Origin of the sequence: Streptomyces sp. ALI-76-A, from assembly GCF_030287445.1 — a bacterium.
Taxonomy (GTDB): domain Bacteria; phylum Actinomycetota; class Actinomycetes; order Streptomycetales; family Streptomycetaceae; genus Streptomyces.
Genome location: NZ_JASVWB010000002.1, coordinates 2,699,617 through 2,720,400 on the forward strand (window position 1 = coordinate 2,699,617; position 20,784 = coordinate 2,720,400).

Sequence of the window (20,784 nt, forward strand, 5' to 3'; positions counted from 1 at the left end):
GGACGGTAGTGATCCGACATGCGTTCTTTGTCAGCCTATGTGAATCTGGTCGCGGCCCAGGGCTGAACCGAAGGACAAGCCCGAGATCCCCCACAGGAGGCAGATCACCATGGCCAAGAACAAGAGCCGTGACCGTAAGCAGCCGGCCGAGCGCGCTCCGCAGACGGCACAGCAGCCGTCGATGGAGCCCCAGGACGAACAGCGCTCCACCCAGGTGACTCCCGGTGACATGGCCCGCAAGGGCCGCGGGAAGCGCTTCGGTCACAACTGACCTCCGCGTGACGGGCCGTCGCCCGCGCACGCACCGAGGGGCGCATCCAGTGCCGGATGCGCCCCTCGCGTACGTCAAGAGCCCGTCGTCAGCCCGCCGTCGGCTCGCGTCGGCCCGTCGTCAGCCCGCCAGGCAGGACGGGCCCAGCAGCACCTTCAGGTCGCCGAACAGCGCCGGGTCGGGCTTGACGCGGTGCCGGTCCAGACGCAGCACGGTCGTCTTGCGCGGGCCCTGGAGTCTGATCCGGACCTCGCTCTCGCCCTTGTGGTGGCTCAGGATCTCGCCGAGGCGGCTGACCATGGGCGGGGTGACCCGGGTGGCCGGGATGGTGAGGATCACGGGCGCGTTGGTGCCCGCGTTCGACAGGTCGGGCACCTGGAGTTCCATGGCGACCAGGCGGGGCACGTCCTCCCGCTTGTCGAGGCGTCCCTTGACGAACACCACGGCGTCCTCCACCAGTTGGGTCGACACCAGCTGGTAGGTCGCCGGGAAGAACATGCACTCGATGGAACCGGCGAGGTCCTCGACGGTGGCGATGGCCCAGGCGTTGCCCTGCTTGGTCATCTTGCGCTGAAGACCGGAGATGATCCCGCCGATGGTCACCACCGCGCCGTCGGAGTGCTCACCTCCGGTGAGCTGGGCGATGCCCGCGTCCGCCTTGTCGGACAGCACGTGCTCCAGGCCGAACAGCGGATGGTCGGAGACGTACAGGCCGAGCATCTCCCGCTCCTGCGCGAGCAGATACGTCTTCTCCCACTCCTCGGTGGTGAACTCCACGTCCAGCCCGAAGCCGGGCTCGGTGTTCTCCTCCTCGCCCATGCCGCCGAAGAGGTCGAACTGGCCCTCGGCCTCCTTGCGCTTGACCGCGACGACGTTGTCGATCATCGGCTCGTACTGCGCGGTGAGCCCCTTGCGGGTGTGTCCCATGGAGTCGAAGGCGCCGGCCTTGATCAGTGATTCCGTGGTCCGCTTGTTGCAGACGACCGCCTCGACCTTGTCGAGGTAGTCGGGGAAGGAGGTGTACTTCCCCTTCGTCTTGCGGCTCTTGATGATCGACTCGACGACGTTGGTGCCGACGTTGCGGACGGCCGAGAGGCCGAAGAGGATCACGTCGTCACCCTGGGCGGCGAAGTTCGACTCGGACTCGTTGACGTTCGGCGGCAGCACCTTGATGCCCATGCGCCGGCACTCGTTGAGGTAGACGGCCGACTTGTCCTTGTCGTCCTTGACCGAGGTCAGCAGCGCGGCCATGTACTCGGCGGGGTAGTTCGCCTTCAGGTACGCCGTCCAGTACGAGACCAGTCCGTACGCGGCCGAGTGCGCCTTGTTGAAGGCGTATCCGGCGAAGGGGACCAGCACGTCCCACAGGGCCTGGATGGCCTCGTCGCTGTAGCCGTTCTTCTTGGCGCCGGCCTGGAAGATGGTGAAGTTCTTCGCCAGCTCGTCGGGCTTCTTCTTGCCCATCACGCGGCGCAGGATGTCGGCCTCGCCGAGCGAGTACCCGGCGATGATCTGGGCGGCCTTCTGGACCTGCTCCTGGTAGACGATCAGGCCGTAGGTGACCGCGAGGACCTCTTCGAGCGGCTCCTCCAGCTCCTTGTGGATCGGCGTGATCTCCTGGCGGCCGTTCTTGCGCTCCGCGTAGTTGATGTGCGAGTTCATGCCCATCGGGCCCGGCCGGTACAGGGCCGAGACGGCGGAGATGTCCTCGAAGTTGTCGGGCTGCATCTGGCGCAGCAGCGAGCGCATCGGGCCGCCGTCGAACTGGAAGACACCGAGGGTGTCACCGCGGCAGAGCAGTTCGAAGGTCGTGGGGTCGTCCAGCGGGAGGGCGAGCATCTCCAGATCGATGCCCTTGTTGGCCTTCACCATCTTGATGGCGTCGTCCATGATCGTGAGGTTGCGCAGGCCCAGGAAGTCCATCTTCAGCAGGCCCAGCGACTCGCACTGGGGGTAGTCCCACTGCGTGATGGTCACGCCGTCGGTGTGCCGCACCCAGATGGGGGCGTGGTCGACGATGGGCTCGCTGGACATGATCACGCCCGCCGCGTGCACACCCATCTGCCGGACCAGGCCCTCGACGCCCTTGGCGGTGTCGATGACCTTCTTCACGTCCGGCTCGTTCTCGTACATCGCGCGGATCTCGGCCGCCTCGCTGTAACGGGGATGCGAAGGGTCGGTGATGCCGTTCAGGTCGATGCCCTTGCCCAGGACGTCGGCGGGCATCGCCTTGGTGAGGCGGTCGCCCATCGCGTACGGGTAGCCCAGGACGCGCGCGGAGTCCTTGATGGCGTTCTTCGCCTTGATCTTGCCGTAGGTGCCGATCATGGCGACCTTGTCGGCGCCGTACTTCTCGGTCACGTACCGGATCACCTCGACGCGCCGACGCTCGTCGAAGTCGATGTCGACGTCGGGCATGGAGACGCGCTCGGGGTTGAGGAACCGCTCGAAGATCAGACCGTGCGGGATCGGGTCGAGGTCGGTGATGCCCATGGCGTACGCGACGATCGAGCCGGCCGCGGAGCCTCGGCCGGGGCCGACCGCGATGCCGTTGTTCTTGGCCCACATGATGAAGTCGGCGACAACGAGGAAGTAGCCCGGGAACCCCATCTGGATGATGACGTCCATCTCGTACTCGACCTGCTTCTGGCGGTCCTCGGGGATGCCGCCCGGGAAGCGGCGCTCCATGCCGCGGCGGACCTCCTCCTTGAACCAGCTGACCTCGGTGTAGCCCTCGGGGATGTCGAACTTCGGCATGAGGTTCTTGGCCTCGAACATGCCGGTCGTGTCGATCTGCTCGGCCACCAGGAGGGTGTTGGCGCAGCCCTCCTGCCAGGCGTCCGAGGAGTCGACGGCGTACATCTCGTCCGTGGACTTCAGGTAGTAGCCGGTCCCGTCGAAGCGGAAGCGGTCCGGGTCGGAGAGGTTCTTGCCGGTCTGGATGCACAGCAGCGCGTCGTGCGCGGTCGCCTCGTGCGCGTACGTGTAGTGCGAGTCGTTGGTGACCAGCGGCGGGATGCCGAGCTTCTTGCCGATGTCGAGGAGCCCCTGGCGGACCCGGCGCTCGATCTCGATGCCGTGGTCCATCAGCTCCAGGAAGTAGCGGTCCTTGCCGAAGATGTCCTGGTAGTCGGCCGCCGCCTTCAGGGCCTCCTCCTCCTGGCCGAGGCGCAGCCGGGTCTGCACCTCGCCCGAGGGGCAGCCGGTGGAGGCGATGAGCCCCTCGGACCACTGGGAGATGGTCTCCTTGTCCATCCGGGGCCACTTCTGCAGCCAGCCCTCCGCGTACGCGTCCGAGGAGAGCTTGAAGAGGTTGTGCAGGCCGGTCGCGTTCGCCGCCCAGATCGTCTTGTGGGTGTAGCCACCGGAACCCGACACGTCGTCGCGCTTCTGGTGCGGCTGGCCCCACTGGATCTTGCGCTTGTTGCGCCGCGACTCGGGGGCGACATAGGCCTCGATCCCGATGATCGGGGTGACGCCGGCCTTCTTCGCCGAGTGGAAGAAGTCGTACGCGCCATGCAGGTTGCCGTGGTCGGACATGGCGATGTGCGTCATGCCCATCTCGTTGCACGCGTCGAACATGTCCTTCAGCCGCGCGGCACCGTCCAGCAGCGAGTACTGGGTGTGGACATGCAGGTGCGTGAACGGCGGCTTTGACACGGCTCGGCCTCCAAGGGAAACACTCGACGACAGGCTGCGGGCAGTCTGGGGGGACAGCGTCGAAGTCTATGCCTCGCCACTGACACCGCGCGGGCACTCCCACGTACCTTCGGGCGTTGGAGACGGCAGAGACGCTGTCGTCCACGCACTGCACCAGGAGGCACCCCGCGATGTCGGTTCCGCAGCTCGACGAGGAGCACCGCGGCGAGGAGATTCTCGCCGTCTTCGACACCGCCTTCGGCCAGCTCCTGGCCGCCGACCCGGCCGCGTTCCACGTGAAGTTCCGGAAGATGGCGGCCTCGGCCTTCGCCTTCTACCGGGGTACGGCGTGCCTCTTCTACCACGACCTGACGGCTCACGACGCTGCCGGATCGCAGCGGGGCGGCCCGTACCTGGACGAGCGCACCTCGCGCGTGTGGATCCACGGCGACCTGCACGCCGAGAACTTCGGCACGTACATGGACTCCCAGGGCCGCCTGATCTTCAACGTCAACGACTTCGACGAGGCGTACGTCGGCCCCTTCACCTGGGACCTCAAGCGCTTCTCCGCCTCCATCGCCCTCATCGGGTACGCGAAGGCGCTCAGCGACGGCCAGATCACCGAGCTGGTGCGGGTGTACGCGGGCGCGTACCGCGAGCGGATCCACGCGCTGGCCGCCGGCGCCAAGAGCGACGAGGTGCCGCCCTTCACCCTGGACACGGCCGACGGCCCGCTCCTCGGCGCGCTGCGCGTGGCCCGCTCCCTCACCCGCTTCGGCCTGCTCGACTCGATGACGGAGATCCGTGACTTCGAGCGCCGGTTCGCCGCGGGCGGCGGCTCCATCGAGCTGGACGCGGCCACCCGCTACAAGGTCCTCGCCGCCTTCGACGGCTACCTGGAGACGCTGCCGGAGACATCGCTGGCCCGCCCGGACTCGTACCGCGTGAAGGACGTCGTCGGCCGCCGCGGCATCGGCATCGGCTCGGCCGGTCTGCCGTCGTACAACATCCTCCTGGAGGGGCACAGCGACGCCCTGGAGAACGATGTGGTGATCTACATCAAGCAGGCCCAGACGCCGGCCGTCTCCCGCCACGTCACCGACCCGGCGATCCGGGACTACTTCCAGCACGAGGGCCACCGCACGGTGATCTCGCAGCGCGCCCTCCAGGCGCACGCCGACCCGTGGCTGGGCTGGACCGAGCTGGACGGCGCCGGCCAACTGGTCGCCGAGGTCTCGCCGTACGCCGTGGACCTCGACTGGGGCGACATCGACGACCCGGAGGAGATCGCGGCGGTCGTCGCCGACCTGGGCCGGGCCACCGCCACGATGCACGCGGCGGCGGACGACCAGTCCGGCGAGTCCCTGGTGCCGTTCTCCACCGAGCGGGCCATCGACGCGGCGCTCGCGGCGGACTCCGACGACGGCGCCGGCCTGGCGGGCCTGCTGGTCGACTTCGCGCACGACTACGGCGCACGCGCGCGTGCCGACCACCAGATCTTCGTGGACCTGTTCCGCAACGGCCGGATTCCGGGTCTGTGACGGAGAGGCCACTCACAGGGATCCTTTAGGGGTCTCTTACAGGCTCACGTGACAGACTCTTCTCCGCTATGGACATATCCGGGACTCACCTCAGAGCCGTACGCGCGGCACTGTTCACGGCGCTCGTCGTGACGCTCAGCAGCGCGTCGCACGTGCTGCTGTCCCGGGTCCCGCTGCCGCTGAACACGGTGGCGGTGATCGCCGCCGTCGTGTTCCTCGTCGCGTACGCGCTGGCCGGCCGGGAGCGCGGCTTCGGCCGGATCGCCACCCTGCTGATCCCGCTGGAGCTGGCCGCCGACACCGTGTTCACCGCCGGCCAGCACGTCTGTTACGGCGCGGCCGGCGGCCCGGTCACCGGCCCCCTGCGCTCCGTCGGCCTCGACGTGCTGTGCGGCGACGGCACCGGTGTGGGCGCCCCGCTGACCCGGATGACGGGCGCCGACCCCGACCGGGTGGCCGGCCTGCTCGTCCACACCGATCCGGCGACCGCCTGGCTGCTGCTCGGCGCGCACGTCGGTGTCGGCCTGCTCGCCGCCGCCTGGCTGCGCCGCGGCGAGCGGGCGCTGGCCCAGCTGCTGCGGGCGGTGACCGCCACCACGTTCCGTCCGCTGCTGCTCGCGGTCGCGGCCGTGACGGTCCGCACGGCCCCCTCGGTACGTCTCCCGCGGCGCCCTGTCCGCCGTACGGCCACCGCGCGCGAGCGGATCCTCGTGCACTCCCTGGGACGGCGTGGACCGCCGTGCTCGGTCGCGTTCGCCCACGCCTGACCGCGTCGGGCCCGAGCGGCCGCGGCTGAGCCGGAGCGGCGCCGAACCGCACCTGAGCACCAGTCAGTCCCCCTACGTATCCCGCACACGACACCGTCCTGTGCGCGTCCCCTTACGGAGCACACCACCATGAGCAAGCGGAACAGCAAGGAAGCGAAGACGGCCGCCCGGGAACGGCTGCGCCTGGAGCGTGAGCGGCAGGCCAAGCGCGCCAAGGTCAAGCGGCAGGCGGTCGTCGCCGGTTCGGTCGTCGGCGTGCTGGCGCTGGCCGGCGGCATAGGCTACGCCGTCGCCCAGGCCAACAAGCCCGAGTACTGGGAGAACGCCCAGAGCGAGAAGCTCGTCAAGCCGGCCAACACCAGCGGCGAGAACGGCACGACCGTCACCATCGGCAAGGACAGCGCCAAGAAGACCCTCGCGATATACGAGGACCCGCGCTGTCCCATCTGCGCCCAGTTCGAGCAGGCCGTCGGCTCGACCGTCGACAAGGACGTCACGGACGGCAAGTACAAGATCCAGTTCGTGGGCGCCACCTTCCTCGACGACAAGCTCGGCGGCGAGGGCTCGAAGAACGCGTTGAGCGCTCTCGGCGCGGCGCTCAACGTCAGTCCCGAGGCTTTCCTCGACTACAAGAACGCGCTGTACTCGACGAAGTACCACCCCGAGGAGACCGACGACAAGTTCAAGGACGACTCCTACCTGATCAAGGTGGCGGACACGGTCCCCGCTCTGAAGAGCAACACGAAGTTCCAGACCGCCGTGAAGAACGGCACCTACGACAAGTGGGCGCTCGTCATGAGCGAGAGGTTCGACACGGACAGCGAGAAGTTCAAAATCCAGGGAACTCCGTCCCTCGTGATGGACGGCAAGCTCGTGAACGGCAGCAACGGCAGCGTACCCATGAGCGTGGCCGACTACGAAACCGCAATCGCTTCAGCACTCAAGGCCTGATCACCCGGAATGCCCCGGACCGTGGACCGGTCCGGGGCATTCCGTCTTTCTCGGGAACCTGACCCGGGAAATTCACAAAAGCACGAAATGCCCCCATATTCATCGCGGGGGCCGCAATGATCAAGCCAAATGCGAATCCGAAAACATGCCGTTTACATCCAGCACTCGAGCGAGGTAACGTTCACGCCGCACCGACCCAAAACGAGTTGCAGGAGGAAAGATGAAATTCAAGAAAGCTCTGGTGTCGATCGTCGCCACATCGGCGGCAATCGGGGGCATCGCCGTAGGTGGGGCGACGTCAGCCAGCGCGGCCACCTATGGATGCGGAAGCACCGGCACCAACAATTCCAATGGCGAGCTCAAAGTCGTGGTGGGGCATTTACGGAACGGCCCGTTTGCGTCATGCGCGCAGACCCAGTCCGTGGTGCCTGGCACAGCGTTCCACGCATGGTGCGGCGTCTACAACACGTCCGGGAACTTCTGGGTGTACGGGCGCGTGGGAAGCGGTCAGACCAAGGGCTGGATCTTCTCCGAGAACCTGTCCCTGACGTCCGGGTCGGTAAACATCTGCTGACTGAGTCTTTTTCCGTGACCGCCCGTCAGTTCACGGGCGCGACCGCGGGCGTCACGGCGGGAGGCCGGCCGCGACGCCCGCCATTCCGTGCCGCGGGACTCGGCGCCTGACGCGCAGCCGAAGAGCGGGCGAACTTCTCTCCGGTTCGCCTGCTCTCTGTCGTACTGGTCAGTAATCTGATTGTCCGTGACAAGTCGATACAGATCATCAACGAGCGCCGACGTCCCGTCCGAGCGCCCCGACTCCCTTTCTCCGCGCCGTCGTACGGTCGTCAAGGCCGCGGTGGCGACCGCTGTGCTGGCCGGCCCGCTCGGCGCCGCGCTCCCGGCCCGTGCCGTCACGGAGACACCGGCCTTCCTGCACGGCCTCGCCTCCGGTGACCCGCTGCCCGACGGCATCCTGCTGTGGACCCGGGTGACGCCCGTCGCCGAGGCGACACCGGGCTCCGGACTCGGCCCGGACACCGAGGTGAGCTGGGTGGTCGCCACGGACAAGGCGCTGGCGAACGTGGTCACGAAGGGTTCGGCCACCGCCACCGCCGCCTCCGACCACACCGTCAAGGCCGACATCCGCGGCCTTCAGCCGGCCACCGACTACTACTTCCGCTTCTCGGCCGGCGGCACGGACTCCCCGGTGGCACGTACCCGCACCGCGCCCGCGGCGGACGCCGCCGTGACAGGTCTGCGTTTCGGCGTGGTCTCCTGCGCCAACTGGGAGGCCGGCCACTTCTCGGCGTACCGCCACCTCGCTGCCCGCGGCGACCTGGACGCCTGGCTGCACCTGGGCGACTACGTCTACGAGTACGGCACCGGCGAGTACGGCACCCGTGACACCGTCGTACAGCCGCACGCGCCCGCCCACGAGATCCTCACCCTGGCCGACTACCGCGTCCGGCACGGCCGTTACAAGACCGACCCCGACCTCCAGTCCCTGCACGCCGCCGCTCCCGTGGTCGCGATCTGGGACGACCACGAGCTCGCCAACGACGCCTGGTCGGGCGGCGCGGAGAACCACACCGAGGGCACCGAGGGCGCCTGGTCCGCCCGCCAGGCCGCCGCCAAGCAGGCGTACTTCGAGTGGATGCCGGTGCGCACGGCGGTCGCGGGCACCACCTACCGGCGGCTGCGCTTCGGCAGGCTCGCCGACCTCTCGCTGCTCGACCTGCGGTCCTTCCGCTCGCAGCAGGCCGCCGTCGGCAACGGGGCGGTCGACGACCCGGACCGTACCCTCACCGGCCGGGCCCAGCTCGACTGGCTGAAGGCGGGGCTGACGTCCTCCGACACCACCTGGCGGCTGGTGGGCAACTCGGTGATGATCTCGCCGTTCGCGATCGGCTCGCTCACCGCGGACCTCCTCAAGCCGCTCGCCGAGCTGCTGGGCCTGCCGAAGGAGGGCCTCGCCCTCAACCCCGACCAGTGGGACGGCTACACGGACGACCGCCGGGAACTGCTGGCCCACCTGCGCGCGAACGCCGTCCGCAACACCGTGTTCCTGACCGGCGACATCCACATGGCGTGGGCCAACGACGTGCCGGTGAACGCCGGCACCTACCCGCTGTCCGCCTCGGCCGCCACCGAGTTCGTCGTCACGTCGGTGACCTCCGACAACCTCGACGACCTCGTGAAGGCGCCCGAGGGCAGCATCTCCGCGATCGCCGCGCCGGTCATCAAGGCCGCCAACCGGCACGTCCACTGGGTCGACACCGACCGCCACGGCTACGGCGTGCTGGACGTCACCGCCGACCGGGCGCAGATGGACTACTACGTCCTGTCCGACCGCACGAAGCCCGACGCGACGTCTTCGTGGGCCCGTTCCTACCGCACCCGCTCCGGCACGCAGAAGGTGGAGCGGACGTACGACCCCGTGTAACCGCCGGCGGCCGGCCCGGCTACAGGCTGTCGAGGAAGCCGAGTGCCACCCGCCAGGTGGTCTCGGCGGCCTCCTCGTCGTAGTCGGGCAGTCCGGGGTCGGTGTAGAGGTGGCCGGCCCCGGCGTACCGGTAGATCTCGACGTCGGCGCCCGCTCTGCGCATCTGCAGGTACCAGGCGCTCAGCCAGTCGTCGGTCTCGAAGGGGTCCGGCTCGGCGACGTGCAGCTGGACGGGCAGGCCGTCGACCGACAGGTTGGGCGCGAGGTCCGACGTGCCGTGCAGGAGCAGCAGGCCGCGGGCCTTCTCGTCGCCGAGGGCGAGGGTCTGCGCGATGGAGGCGCCGAGCGAGAAACCGGCGTACACCAGCCCGCGTTCCGAGTAGGGCGCGGCGGCCAGGACGGCCCGCTTGAGCAACTCGTCCTTGCCGGTCTCCTGGTTGAAGGCCATGCCCTCCTCGACCGTGTCGAACGTGCGCCCCTCGAAGAGGTCCGGCGTCCACACCTCGTGCCCGGCGGCGCGCAGCCGGTCCGCCGCCGCACCCACGGCGGGCCTCGGACCGTAGGTCGAGTGGAAAAGCATGATGTTCATGAGGCCATGGTGCCAGCCGGGTACGACACCACGGAGCGCGGCACGGGAGCACGGAGCGCGGCACGGGAGCACCGCCGTACCCACATGGCGTCGGAAGTCACATGTTCATCAACGCCCGTGGCCGGTTACGTTCGGAGGCATGGAGAACATACTCCGCCCACTGATCGTGGTCGGCGGCTCGGTCCTGCTCACGCTGCTCCTCGGCTGGGCCACCGACCTGCTGCTGCGCAAGGCCGACGCACGACACCACGAGACCCCGATGTGGGGTCTGCTGCGCCGCGGCCGCATCCCCTACCAGCTCGTCCTGTGCGCGGCCATGCTGAGAGGGGCCTATGACGAGGCCCAGTTGCTGGAGCGGCACGAGGTCGCGATCGGGCGGGCGCTCTCGCTCGTCCTCATCGGAGCCGCGGCCTGGCTGGTGATCCGGATCGCCGCCGCGATCGTGGAGACGTCGTACACCCACTACGCGCGCGCCCACCGCGACCCGGCCCGGGTACGCCGGGTGCGCACCCAGGTGACGCTCATCATGCGGGTGGTCGCCGCGGTCGTCGGGGTGGTGGCGGTGGCCGCGATGCTGCTGACGTTCCCGGCGATGCGCGCGGCGGGGGCCTCGCTGCTGGCCTCGGCCGGCATCCTCGGCATCGTCGCCGGTGTCGCCGCCCAGTCGACGCTCAGCAACATGTTCGCGGGGCTGCAGATCGCGTTCGGCGACATGGTGCGCATCGGTGACACGGTCGTGGTGGACGGCGAGTGGGGCACGGTCGAGGAGATCACCCTGACGTTCCTGACCGTCCGGACCTGGGACGAGCGCCGGATCACGATGCCGGTCTCGTACTTCACGTCCAAGCCGTTCGAGAACTGGTCGCGCGGCACCCCGCAGATGACCGGCATCGTCTACTGGCACCTCGACCACATGGCCCCCCTGGACGCGATGCGCGACAAGCTCCGCGACATCCTGCGCGAGTGCGCGGCCTGGGACGGCCGCGCCTACGGGCTGGACGTGACGGACACCACCCCGACCACCATGCAGGTACGGGCCCTGGTGACCGCCAAGGACGCGGACGACGTCTGGACGGTGCGGGTGACGGTCCGCGAGCGCATGATCCGCTGGCTCTCCGAGGAACACCCGTACGCCCTCCCCCGCGTCAACACGGCGGACGCCGCCCTGCTCCACAGCCGCAGCAACGGCAACGGCAATAGCCACAGCAACGGTGGCCCGCCCCGGCAGCGGGACGGCCTGGGCCACGCCACGACCAAGCACCGCTGACGCGCCGCTGATCCGGCACCGGTGGCCGCGGGCCGACGTGGGAACACGGACCCGTGGCCACCGGTGTGCGATGCCTCACACGCGGGGCCGGTTCCCGTCCGACCGGAGACGGGTGGTGCGCGCACCGGAGGTCACTTCAGACTCCGCACATCGAGGTGGCGCAGCACCCGGTCCACCACCTCCGGATCCGCCCCGGGCTCACTGCGCGCCGCCAGCACCTCGTGCCGCGCCGCACTCAGCATCTCGCCCTGGATCCTCCGCACCCGCTTCAGCCTCCGCACCCGCTGCTGATGCGCCTCCCGCCGCTCGTCCTCGCCCAGGTCAGGACTGATCCGCATCCCGATGTCGAAGGCCCGCCGGAGCATCTGCTCGGACAGTTCCTCCGGCAGTTCCTCCACCGCCTCGATCTCCCTGAGCCGCCGCTTCGCCGCCTTCGCCGCCCGTACGGCCAGCGCCTTCTCGAACTCCTTCTCCCGGTCCGTGTCCGCCCGCACTCCGAGCCGCTTCACCAGCCACGGCAGGGTCAGCCCCTGGAGCACCAGCGTCGCCATGATCACCCCGAACGCGACGAACACGATCTCGTCCCGCCCGGGGAAGGCGGCTCCGTCGTCGGTCTCCAACGGGATCGCCAGCGCCAGCGCGACCGACGCGACCCCCCGCATCCCCGACCACCACATCACGACGGTCTCCCGCCAGCTGGTCGGGATGTCCTCGTCGTAGTCCCGCTTCGCGTGCAGTCGCCGGGTCAGCCAGGTCGCCGGCAGCAGCCACAGCAGCCGTACGAACACCACCACCGCCACGATCACCGCCGCCCACCCGAGCATCTCGCCCCACCGCCCGGACGCCGTCCGGATCGCGTTGTGCAGCTCCAGCCCGATCAGCCCGAACGCCACGCCCGTGACCAGCGTGTCGACGATGTTCCAGAAGGTGTGCCCGGCCAGCCGGGTCAGCACGTCGTCCGCGTCGGTGGCGTACTCGGCGAGGAACAGCGCGGTGGTGAGCACGGCGAGCACCCCGGACCCGTGGAACTCCTCCGCCAGGACATAGGAGGCGAACGGCACCAACAGCGTGAGCCCGATCTGCAGGGTGGCGTCGTCGAGCAGGTCCATCAGTTTGTTGGCGCCCCAGCCGAGCGCCAGCCCGACCGCCACCGCGACGACGGCGGACAGCACCAGGTCGAGCCCGGCCTCCCAGGGCGAGAAGGTCCCGCTCACGGCCGCGGCGATCGCCACGTGGTACAGGACGATGGCCGTGACGTCGTTGAAGAGCCCCTCGCCCTCCAGGATGGACACCAGCCGGCGCGGCAGACCGAGCTGCCCGGCGACGGCGGTCGCGGCGACCGGGTCGGGCGGCGCCACCAGCGCGCCGAGCGCGACGGCGGCGGCGATCGGCAGCCCCGGCACGATCGCGTGCGCGACGGCGGCCACGCACACGGTGGTGACGAACACCAGCGCCACGGCCAGCAGGAGGATCGGCCGTACGTTGGCCGTGAACTGCCGCCAGGACGTGCGCCGTACGGCGGCGTACAGGAGCGGCGGCAACAGCAGGGGCAGGATGAGGTCCGGCGGGATGTCGACGTTGGGCACGAAGTCGGCGAGCGCCAGGACGATCCCGAGGAGCGTCATCAGCACCGGCGCCGGCAGCCGCAGCCGCTCCCCGACCGGGACACTCACCACAGCGCCGAGCAACAACGCGAACAGCAGGGCCAACTGATCCACGGTCAGTGCTCCGGGGTCGTCTCGGCGGTCACACAGCGGACCTCAAGCCTGCCACGCCACCGCGGTCACCGGCCCCGGCCGTCCCCCGGGTCCCGGCCGGTCACAGGGTCCCGGCCGGTCACAGGGTCCGGCGCATGGACCGGTGCGGGATCCCCGCGTCCAGGAACTCCGGACCGTACGCCACGTATCCCAGCCGCTCGTAGAACCCCAGCGCGTGGGTCTGCGCGTGCAGGTCCACCGCGGTGAGCCCACGCGCGCGTGCCGCGTCCTCGATGGCCCGGACGAGGGCGGCGCCCACACCGAGCCCGCGCGCGGCCCGCGTCACGGCCAGCCGCCCCAGCGATCCCACGGACGGGTCGCCGTCGGTCCTGTCCGCGGCCGCCTCGCCGTACAGCAGCCGCCCGGTCCCGAGCGGTACGCCGTCCTCCCGGACCGCCAGCACGTGCAGGGCGCCGGCGTCGTACGCGTCGTACTCGATGTCCTCGGCGACGCCCTGCTCACCGACGAAGACCTCCTTGCGCACCGCGAAGCAGGCCTCACGGTCGGCGGGGTCCTCGGCGACCCGCAGCACGTACGCCGGGCTCACGCGTACGTCTCCTCGCGGACCTGGTCCAGGGCCCTCTGAAGGTCCTCCGGGTAGCCGCACTCGAACTCCGCCCACTGTCCGTCCCCGGGGTGCTCGAAGCCGAGCCGGACCGCGTGCAGCCACTGCCGGGACAGGCCCAGCCGCTTGGCGAGGGTCGGGTCGGCGCCGTAGGTCAGGTCGCCGACGCAGGGGTGGCGGTGGGCGGCCATGTGGACGCGGATCTGGTGGGTGCGCCCCGTCTCCAGCTTCACGTCCAGCAGGGAGGCCGCGCGGAACGCCTCGATGAGGTCGTAGTGGGTGACGGAGGGCTTGCCCTCGGCGGTGACCGCCCACTTGTAGTCGTGCTGGGGGTGGCGGCCGATGGGCGCGTCGATGGTGCCGCTGGTCGGGTCGGGGTGGCCCTGGACCAGCGCGTGGTAGCGCTTGTCGACCGTGCGCTCCTTGAACTGGCGCTTGAGCGAGGTGTACGCGTACTCCGACTTGGCCACCACCATCAGGCCGGAGGTGCCCACGTCCAGGCGGTGCACGATGCCCTGGCGCTCGGCGGCGCCGGAGGTCGAGACGCGGTACCCGGCGGCGGCCAGTCCGCCGATGACGGTCGTCCCGGTCCAGCCGGGCGAGGGGTGGGCGGCGACACCGACCGGCTTGACGATCACGACCACGTCGTCGTCGTCGTGCACGATCTCCATGCCCTCGACCGGCTCGGCGACCACCTGCACCGGGGCGGGCGCCTGCGGCATCTCGACCTCGAGCCAGGCCCCGCCGTGCACCCGCTCGGACTTCCCGACCACCGAGCCGTCGACCGTGACCTTCCCCGCCGCGGCGAGCTCGGCGGCTTTCGTACGGGAGAAGCCGAACATGCGGGAGATGGCGGCGTCGACGCGCTCGCCCTCCAGGCCGTCGGGCACGGGCAGGGTTCGGATCTCGGGAACGGTACTCACCCGTCGAGTATGCCGGACGGGCCGGTCACCCTCGTACGGAGCCTGTGGACAACCCCTGCGCGAACCCCTCGCGGGCTCAGTCCTTGTGGACGGTCCCGTCCGGGTCCAGCCCCTTGAACGACAGCAGCACGATCAGGATGCCGCCGCACACGATCGCCGAGTCGGCCAGGTTGAAGACGGCGAAGTGCTTGGGCGCGATGAAGTCGACGACCGCGCCCTCGAACACCCCCGGCGACCGGAAGATCCGGTCGGTGAGGTTGCCCAGCGCACCACCGAGCAGCATGCCGAGCGCGATGGCCCAGGGCAGGCTGTAGAGCTTGCGGGCGAGCCGGACGATCACCACGATCACGGCCGCCGCGATCACCGTGAAGATCACGGTGAAGGCCTCGCCGAACCCGAAGGCGGCGCCCGCGTTGCGGATCGCCTCGAACCTCAGCCAGTCCCCGATGATCTCGACGGGCGCGTGGTGCTCCAGCTTGGCCACCACGATCATCTTGCTGACCAGGTCGAGGGCGTACGCGAAGGCGGCGACCGCGAACAGGACCGCGATGCGCCGCTTGCCCCGGGGCCGCGCGCCGGCGCTCTCCTGCCCGTCCGAGCCGGAATCGGGACCGGACGACTGCTCCGGTTCGGCTCCCGTCCCGTCCGGGGAGTCCGGCGTACCGATGATGCGCTCCGCCTCTGCCACGTGAGTCCCTCGACCTAGGTACCTGACTGAGGACGAGAGTACGGCACGCCCGCCGGCACCCGGGTACTGGTCAGTACCGGCGTTCCTGCTTCTGCTTGCACTCGACACACAGCGTGGCCCGCGGGAACGCCTGCATGCGCGCCTTGCCGATCGGGTTGCCGCAGTTCTCGCACAGGCCGTAGGTGCCCGCGTCGAGCCGTTCCAGGGCCCGCTCGGTCTGGAGGAGCATCTCGCGCGCGTTGGCCGCCAGGGCCATCTCGTGCTCGCGCGTGATGTTCTTCGTGCCGGTGTCCGCCTGGTCGTCGCCGGCGCCGTCCCCGGAGTCCCGCATCAGGCCCACGAGGGACTGCTCGGAGGCGGTGATCTCGTCGCTCAGCCGCGTCGCCTCGGACTGGAGTTCGGCGCGTGCCTCCGCGACCTCTTCCGGGGTCCAGGGGTCCTCGCCGGGACGCACCGCGAGCTCGCCGGGCTCCGCCGCGGAGAGGCGCGCCTTGGGTACGGCGGTCTTCGCCGCCGTGGCCGTGCCAGGGGTCTTCTTCGCAACCACCGTCGTGGCTCCCGTCTGCTTCGCGGCCTGGGCCGCGCCCGCGTTCTTGGCCGTACTTTTCTTGGCCGTGCTGTTCTTGCCCGCAGTCGTCCTGGCTGCGCTCTTCGTGCCCGCAGTCGTGGCTGCGCTCTTCGTGGAGGCGCTCTCCGCGGTGACGCCCTCTGCGGGAGCGCTCTCCTGGGAGGTGCCCTCCCGGACAGCGGCCTCTGTCCCGGCCACCGCCTTGGTGGACGCCGCTTTCGTGGCCGCGGTCCTCTTGGCCGCGGTCTTCTTGGCCGTGGCCTTCTTGGTTGCCGCCTTGTCGGCTGCCGCCTGTTTCCGCCCAGTCGCCGTACCTTTCACCGCGCCGTGCGGCACGGCACTCTGCTTCTCGGCACCAGGCTTCCCCGGAGCCGCGTTCTTCGCCCCCGCCTTCTTCGTCGCCGCCTTCTGCGTCGCCTTCCCCGCGGCGGACTTCTCGGGCCGCGCCCCCGTGCTCCCGGCGGACGCCTTCTTGGCGGGCACCTTCTTCCCGACGGTCTTCTTCGCCGCCGTCCCCACCGTTCTCGCCACCTCCACCGCCTCCACCGCCTTCACGGCTTCGGACACCCGCTTGGCAGCACCCCCCAGCGCGCTCTTCTTCCCGCCGACGTCCTTGGCCGCACCGCCGGAGGCACCCGTGGACCCGGACGCCGACTGCTGTACGGCGGTCTTCTTCGCCACCATGGCCGCGGCCCCTTCACATATTGTGATCTTGCACGCGAATCGTGCTGGGACGATAAATCGACTCCAGTCCCGCGGCAACGGGGCACACCGCCCGATTCGCCCGCCTCGCGGATGCCGCGCGGCAAACCTGCCTGCGTTGTGCCCAGCTCCCCGCCGGGTAATCCGCCGGGCGGGCCGTCCCAGGGATCCGGCCGGACACACCTCGCCATTCGGGTCACACGAGCGCCGCCGGACGCCCGGCTGCCGGAAAAACCGGTCGGCCGCTGTCCTCGCGGCGCCGTACACTGGGCGGAGCGAAAAGCGTGGATGGGGACGAGTAGCGGCGTACGCAGCCCAGAGCGACCCGGGGACGGTGGAAGCCCGGGGGCGAGCGCGACGTGAAGATCACCCCGGAGCCGCCGGAAGAAAGCCGCAGCCGAACGGCAGCGGCCGGTAGAACCGGCATCGCGACCCCAATGAGGGGGCTCACCAGTGCGTACGGCGCACCGGCGGGCCAAGGAGGGTGGTACCGCGGGAGCGCGCCGAAAACGGCGCAGGGCACGACACAGCTCTCGTCCCTCCGGACGGAAGGCAGCAAGTCCGCCGGAGGAAGCCCGCTGATGACAACGCCGACGTACCGCCAGGTGCCCGCCCAGGTCGACCTGCCCGCGCTCGAGCACGCGGTGCTCGATTTCTGGCGCGAGCAGAAGATCTTCGCCAAGAGCCTGGAGCAGTCCGAGGGCCGCCCCGAATGGGTGTTCTACGAAGGCCCGCCCACCGCCAACGGCATGCCGGGCGCCCACCACATCGAGGCCCGCGTCTTCAAGGACGTCTTCCCCCGCTTCCGCACCATGCGCGGTTACCACGTGGCCCGCAAGGCCGGCTGGGACTGCCACGGCCTGCCGGTGGAGCTGGCGGTGGAGAAGGAGCTCGGCTTCTCCGGCAAGCAGGACATCGAGGCGTACGGCATCGCCGAGTTCAACGCCAGGTGCCGCGAGTCCGTGACCCGGCACACCGACGCCTTCGAAGAGCTCACGACCCGCATGGGCTACTGGGCCGACCTGAACGACCCCTACCGCACCATGGACCCCGAGTACATCGAGTCCGTCTGGTGGTCGCTCAAGGAGATCTTCACCAAGGGCCTGCTGGTCCAGGACCACCGCGTCGCCCCCTGGTGCCCGCGCTGCGGCACCGGCCTGTCCGACCACGAGCTGGCCCAGGGCTACGAGACGGTCGTGGACCCGTCCGTGTACGTCCGTTTCCCGCTCACCTCCGGTCCGCTCGCTGGCCAGGCAGCGCTCCTGGTGTGGACGACGACCCCCTGGACCCTGGTGTCCAACACGGCGGTCGCCGCGCACCCCGAGGTCACCTACGTCGTCGCGACGGACGGCGAGGAGAAGCTGGTCGTCGCCGAGCCGCTCGTCGCCAAGTCGCTCGGTGAGGGCTGGGAGACCACCGGCGAGACCTTCACCGGCGCCGAGATGGAGCGCTGGACGTATCAACGACCGTTCGAGCTCGTCGAGTTCCCGGCCGAGGCGCACTTCGTCGTGAACGCCGAGTACGTCACGACCGAGGACGGCACGGGTCTGGTCCACCAGTCCCCCGCCTTCGGTGAGGACGACCTCAAGGTCTGCCGCGCGTACGGCCTGCCGGTCGTGAACCCGGTCCGCCCCGACGGCACCTTCGAGGAGGACGTCCCGCTCGTCGGCGGCGTCTTCTTCAAGAAGGCGGACGAGAAGCTGACCGAGGACCTCCAGCAGCGCGGCCTCCTCTTCAAGCACATCCCGTACGAGCACAGCTACCCGCACTGCTGGCGCTGCCACACCGCGCTCCTCTACTACGCGCAGCCTTCCTGGTACATCCGCACCACCGCCATCAAGGACCGTCTCCTCCAGGAGAACGAGAACACCAACTGGTTCCCGGACACGGTCAAGCACGGCCGGTACGGCGACTGGCTGAACAACAACATCGACTGGGCCCTGTCCCGCAACCGCTACTGGGGCACCCCGCTGCCGATCTGGCGCTGCGCGGACGACCACCTCACCGTCGTCGGCTCCCGCGCCGAGCTCACCGAGCTGACCGGCACCGACCAGTCGGACCTGGACCCGCACCGCCCGTACATCGACGACGTCACCTTCGCCTGCCCGCGGTGCGAGCAGACGGCCACGCGCGTGCCGGAGGTCATCGACGCCTGGTACGACTCGGGCTCGATGCCGTTCGCGCAGTGGGGCTACCCGTACAAGAACAAGGAGCTGTTCGAGAGCCGCTACCCGGCGCAGTTCATCTCCGAGGCCATCGACCAGACCCGCGGCTGGTTCTACACGCTGATGGCCGTCGGCACCCTGGTCTTCGACAAGTCGTCGTACGAGAACGTGGTCTGCCTCGGCCACATCCTCGCCGAGGACGGCCGCAAGATGTCCAAGCACCTGGGCAACATCCTCCAGCCGATCCCGCTCATGGACCAGCACGGCGCGGACGCGGTCCGCTGGTTCATGGCGGCCGGCGGCTCCCCCTGGGCGGCCCGCCGGGTGGGCCACGGCACGATCCAGGAAGTGGTCCGCAAGACCCTCCTCACCTACTGGAACACGGTCGCCTTCCAGGCCCTGTACGCCCGCACCTCGGGCTGGGCGCCCTCCGAGGCGGACCCGGCCCCGGCCGACCGCCCGCTCCTGGACCGCTGGCTGCTGTCCGAACTCCACGCGCTCACCGACCAGGTCACGCAGTCCCTGGAGTCCTACGACACCCAGCGCGCCGGCAAGCTCCTGTCCGCGTTCGTGGACGACCTGTCCAACTGGTACGTCCGCCGCTCGCGCCGCCGCTTCTGGCAGGGCGACAAGGCCGCGCTGCGCACGCTGCACGAGGTCGTGGAGACGGTCACCAAGCTGATGGCCCCGCTGACCCCGTTCATCACCGAGCGGGTCTGGCAGGACCTGGTGGTCCCGGTCACCGCGGGCGCCCCGGAGTCGGTGCACCTGGCGTCCTGGCCGGAGGCCGACCTGTCCGCGATCGACCCGGAGCTGTCGAAGCAGATGGTCCTGGTCCGACGGCTCGTGGAGCTGGGCCGTGCCACCCGCGCGGAGTCCGGCGTGAAGACGCGCCAGCCGCTGAAGCGCGCCCTGGTCGCCGCGACCGGCTTCGCCTCCCTCAACCCCGAGCTGCACACGCAGATCACGGAGGAGCTGAACGTCGAGGCGCTGGCGTCGCTCAGCGAGGTCGGCGGCAGCCTGGTCGACACCACCGCGAAGGCCAACTTCCGCGCCCTCGGCAAGCGGTTCGGCAAGCGCGTCCAGGACGTGGCGAAGGCCGTCGCGAACGCGGACGCGGCTGCGCTGTCGCTGGCCCTGCGCGAGGGCACGGCGTCCGTGGAGGTCGACGGCGAGACGGTCACCCTCGCTCCGGACGAGGTGATCATCACGGAGACGCCGCGCGAGGGCTGGTCGGTGGCGTCCGACTCGGGCGCCACGGTGGCGCTGGACCTGGAGATCACGGAGGAACTCCGTCAGGCGGGCCTGGCCCGCGACGCGATCCGGCTGATCCAGGAGACCCGCAAGAACAGCGGCCTGGACGTCGCCGACCGCATCGCCCTGCGCTGGACGGCGACCGACCCGGCGGTGGTCGCGGCACTCGGCGAGCACGCCGGACTGATCGCCGACGAGGTCCTCGCCACGGACTTCGCCCAGGGCGAGGCGGACGACTCCTACGGCGAGCCGTTCACCGACGAGGCCCTGTCCCTCACCTTCCGCCTCCGCAAGGTGTAGCCACCCGCCACCAGGAGGGCCCGGTCCCCCCGAGGGGGGACCGGGCCCCCGCACGCGGGAAGCCGCGCGCAAGCCCCGCCGGCAACCCCTCCCACGACCGCCGGACGACGTACGGCAACCGGACCTGACGGCGTTCGAGCGCGTACCCCTTCGCGAAACCCCGTGAAGCCCTCGCGAAGCCCCCGGCCGTACACGTGTCCCGCGGACGACGCGCCCCCTCGCGACGGCGACCGCGCGCCCACGCCCCAGGACCGGGTGCCGCGGAATCTCCCGCCACACGACACCCGTCGACGCCCTCACAGCACCGGCGCCGCGTGCCGGGCCTCGCAGACCCCGCCCACGTCGTCGTCACCGGGATCGACGCTCCCTCCGCCCCGACGCCCACATCCGGGAC

The 20,784-nt window shown here is 70.0% G+C and carries 15 protein-coding genes; 8 read left to right on the forward strand and 7 right to left on the reverse strand.

Annotation, left to right across the window (positions count from 1 at the left end; genetic code table 11):
* Positions 1 to 109: 109 nt before the first annotated feature.
* On the forward strand, positions 110 to 271 hold the full coding sequence (locus QQS16_RS13140; RefSeq protein WP_286061824.1) for a hypothetical protein: 162 nt from the start codon (positions 110 to 112) through the stop codon (positions 269 to 271).
* A gap of 120 nt (positions 272 to 391) precedes the next feature.
* Here QQS16_RS13140 and dnaE read toward each other — a convergent pair whose 3' ends face one another.
* Entirely contained in the window at positions 392 to 3,931 is a 3,540-nt protein-coding gene (dnaE, locus tag QQS16_RS13145; protein ID WP_286061825.1) for a DNA polymerase III subunit alpha, read from the reverse strand.
* Positions 3,932 to 4,101: 170 nt separating this feature from the next.
* Here dnaE and QQS16_RS13150 point away from each other — a divergent pair, with 170 nt between their 5' ends.
* From QQS16_RS13150 to QQS16_RS13170, 5 genes are all read left to right on the forward strand, one after another.
* The gene (locus tag QQS16_RS13150; protein WP_286061826.1) at positions 4,102 to 5,451 is read left to right on the forward strand and encodes a DUF2252 domain-containing protein; all 1,350 of its coding nucleotides are present in this window, start codon (positions 4,102 to 4,104) and stop codon (positions 5,449 to 5,451) included.
* A 68-nt stretch (positions 5,452 to 5,519) separates the two neighbouring features.
* Positions 5,520 to 6,218 carry a hypothetical protein gene (locus QQS16_RS13155; protein WP_286061827.1) on the forward strand — a complete coding sequence of 233 codons (699 nt, stop codon included), beginning with the start codon at positions 5,520 to 5,522 and terminating at the stop codon, positions 6,216 to 6,218.
* Between the two features lie 129 nt (positions 6,219 to 6,347).
* Positions 6,348 to 7,169, forward strand: coding sequence for a thioredoxin domain-containing protein (locus QQS16_RS13160; RefSeq protein WP_286061828.1), 822 nt, complete (start codon positions 6,348 to 6,350; stop codon positions 7,167 to 7,169).
* Between the two features lie 220 nt (positions 7,170 to 7,389).
* On the forward strand, positions 7,390 to 7,743 hold the full coding sequence (locus tag QQS16_RS13165; RefSeq protein WP_286061829.1) for a hypothetical protein: 354 nt from the start codon (positions 7,390 to 7,392) through the stop codon (positions 7,741 to 7,743).
* A gap of 186 nt (positions 7,744 to 7,929) precedes the next feature.
* Positions 7,930 to 9,612 (forward strand): alkaline phosphatase D family protein, encoded by a 1,683-nt coding sequence (locus QQS16_RS13170; protein WP_286061830.1) that lies wholly within the window; start codon positions 7,930 to 7,932, stop codon positions 9,610 to 9,612.
* A 19-nt stretch (positions 9,613 to 9,631) separates the two neighbouring features.
* Here QQS16_RS13170 and QQS16_RS13175 read toward each other — a convergent pair whose 3' ends face one another.
* Positions 9,632 to 10,201, reverse strand: a complete 570-nt coding sequence (locus tag QQS16_RS13175) for a dienelactone hydrolase family protein (protein ID WP_286061831.1) — start codon at positions 10,199 to 10,201, stop codon at positions 9,632 to 9,634.
* Positions 10,202 to 10,340: 139 nt separating this feature from the next.
* Here QQS16_RS13175 and QQS16_RS13180 point away from each other — a divergent pair, with 139 nt between their 5' ends.
* The gene (locus tag QQS16_RS13180) at positions 10,341 to 11,468 is read left to right on the forward strand and encodes a mechanosensitive ion channel family protein (RefSeq protein WP_286061832.1); all 1,128 of its coding nucleotides are present in this window, start codon (positions 10,341 to 10,343) and stop codon (positions 11,466 to 11,468) included.
* A gap of 131 nt (positions 11,469 to 11,599) precedes the next feature.
* Here the strand turns inward: QQS16_RS13180 and QQS16_RS13185 are convergent, their stop codons facing one another.
* The 5 genes from QQS16_RS13185 to QQS16_RS13205 form a co-directional block, all read right to left on the reverse strand.
* Entirely contained in the window at positions 11,600 to 13,186 is a 1,587-nt protein-coding gene (locus tag QQS16_RS13185) for a Na+/H+ antiporter (protein WP_286061833.1), read from the reverse strand.
* Between the two features lie 118 nt (positions 13,187 to 13,304).
* Positions 13,305 to 13,772, reverse strand: coding sequence for a GNAT family N-acetyltransferase (locus QQS16_RS13190; protein ID WP_286061834.1), 468 nt, complete (start codon positions 13,770 to 13,772; stop codon positions 13,305 to 13,307).
* Entirely contained in the window at positions 13,769 to 14,713 is a 945-nt protein-coding gene (locus QQS16_RS13195; protein WP_286061835.1) for an RluA family pseudouridine synthase, read from the reverse strand. The genes QQS16_RS13190 and QQS16_RS13195 overlap by 4 nt, the downstream gene beginning before the upstream one ends.
* 76 nt (positions 14,714 to 14,789) lie before the next feature.
* Complete coding sequence (lspA, locus tag QQS16_RS13200; RefSeq protein WP_286061836.1) at positions 14,790 to 15,401, reverse strand: signal peptidase II; 612 nt, start codon at positions 15,399 to 15,401, stop codon at positions 14,790 to 14,792.
* Positions 15,402 to 15,471: 70 nt separating this feature from the next.
* A complete protein-coding gene (locus tag QQS16_RS13205) occupies positions 15,472 to 16,653 on the reverse strand; it encodes a TraR/DksA family transcriptional regulator (RefSeq protein WP_286061837.1) in 1,182 nt (393 codons plus the stop codon).
* 599 nt (positions 16,654 to 17,252) lie between these two features.
* Between QQS16_RS13205 and ileS the strand changes: the two genes are divergently transcribed.
* Positions 17,253 to 20,390 (forward strand): isoleucine--tRNA ligase, encoded by a 3,138-nt coding sequence (gene ileS, locus QQS16_RS13210; RefSeq protein WP_286061838.1) that lies wholly within the window; start codon positions 17,253 to 17,255, stop codon positions 20,388 to 20,390.
* Positions 20,391 to 20,784 lie beyond the last annotated feature (394 nt).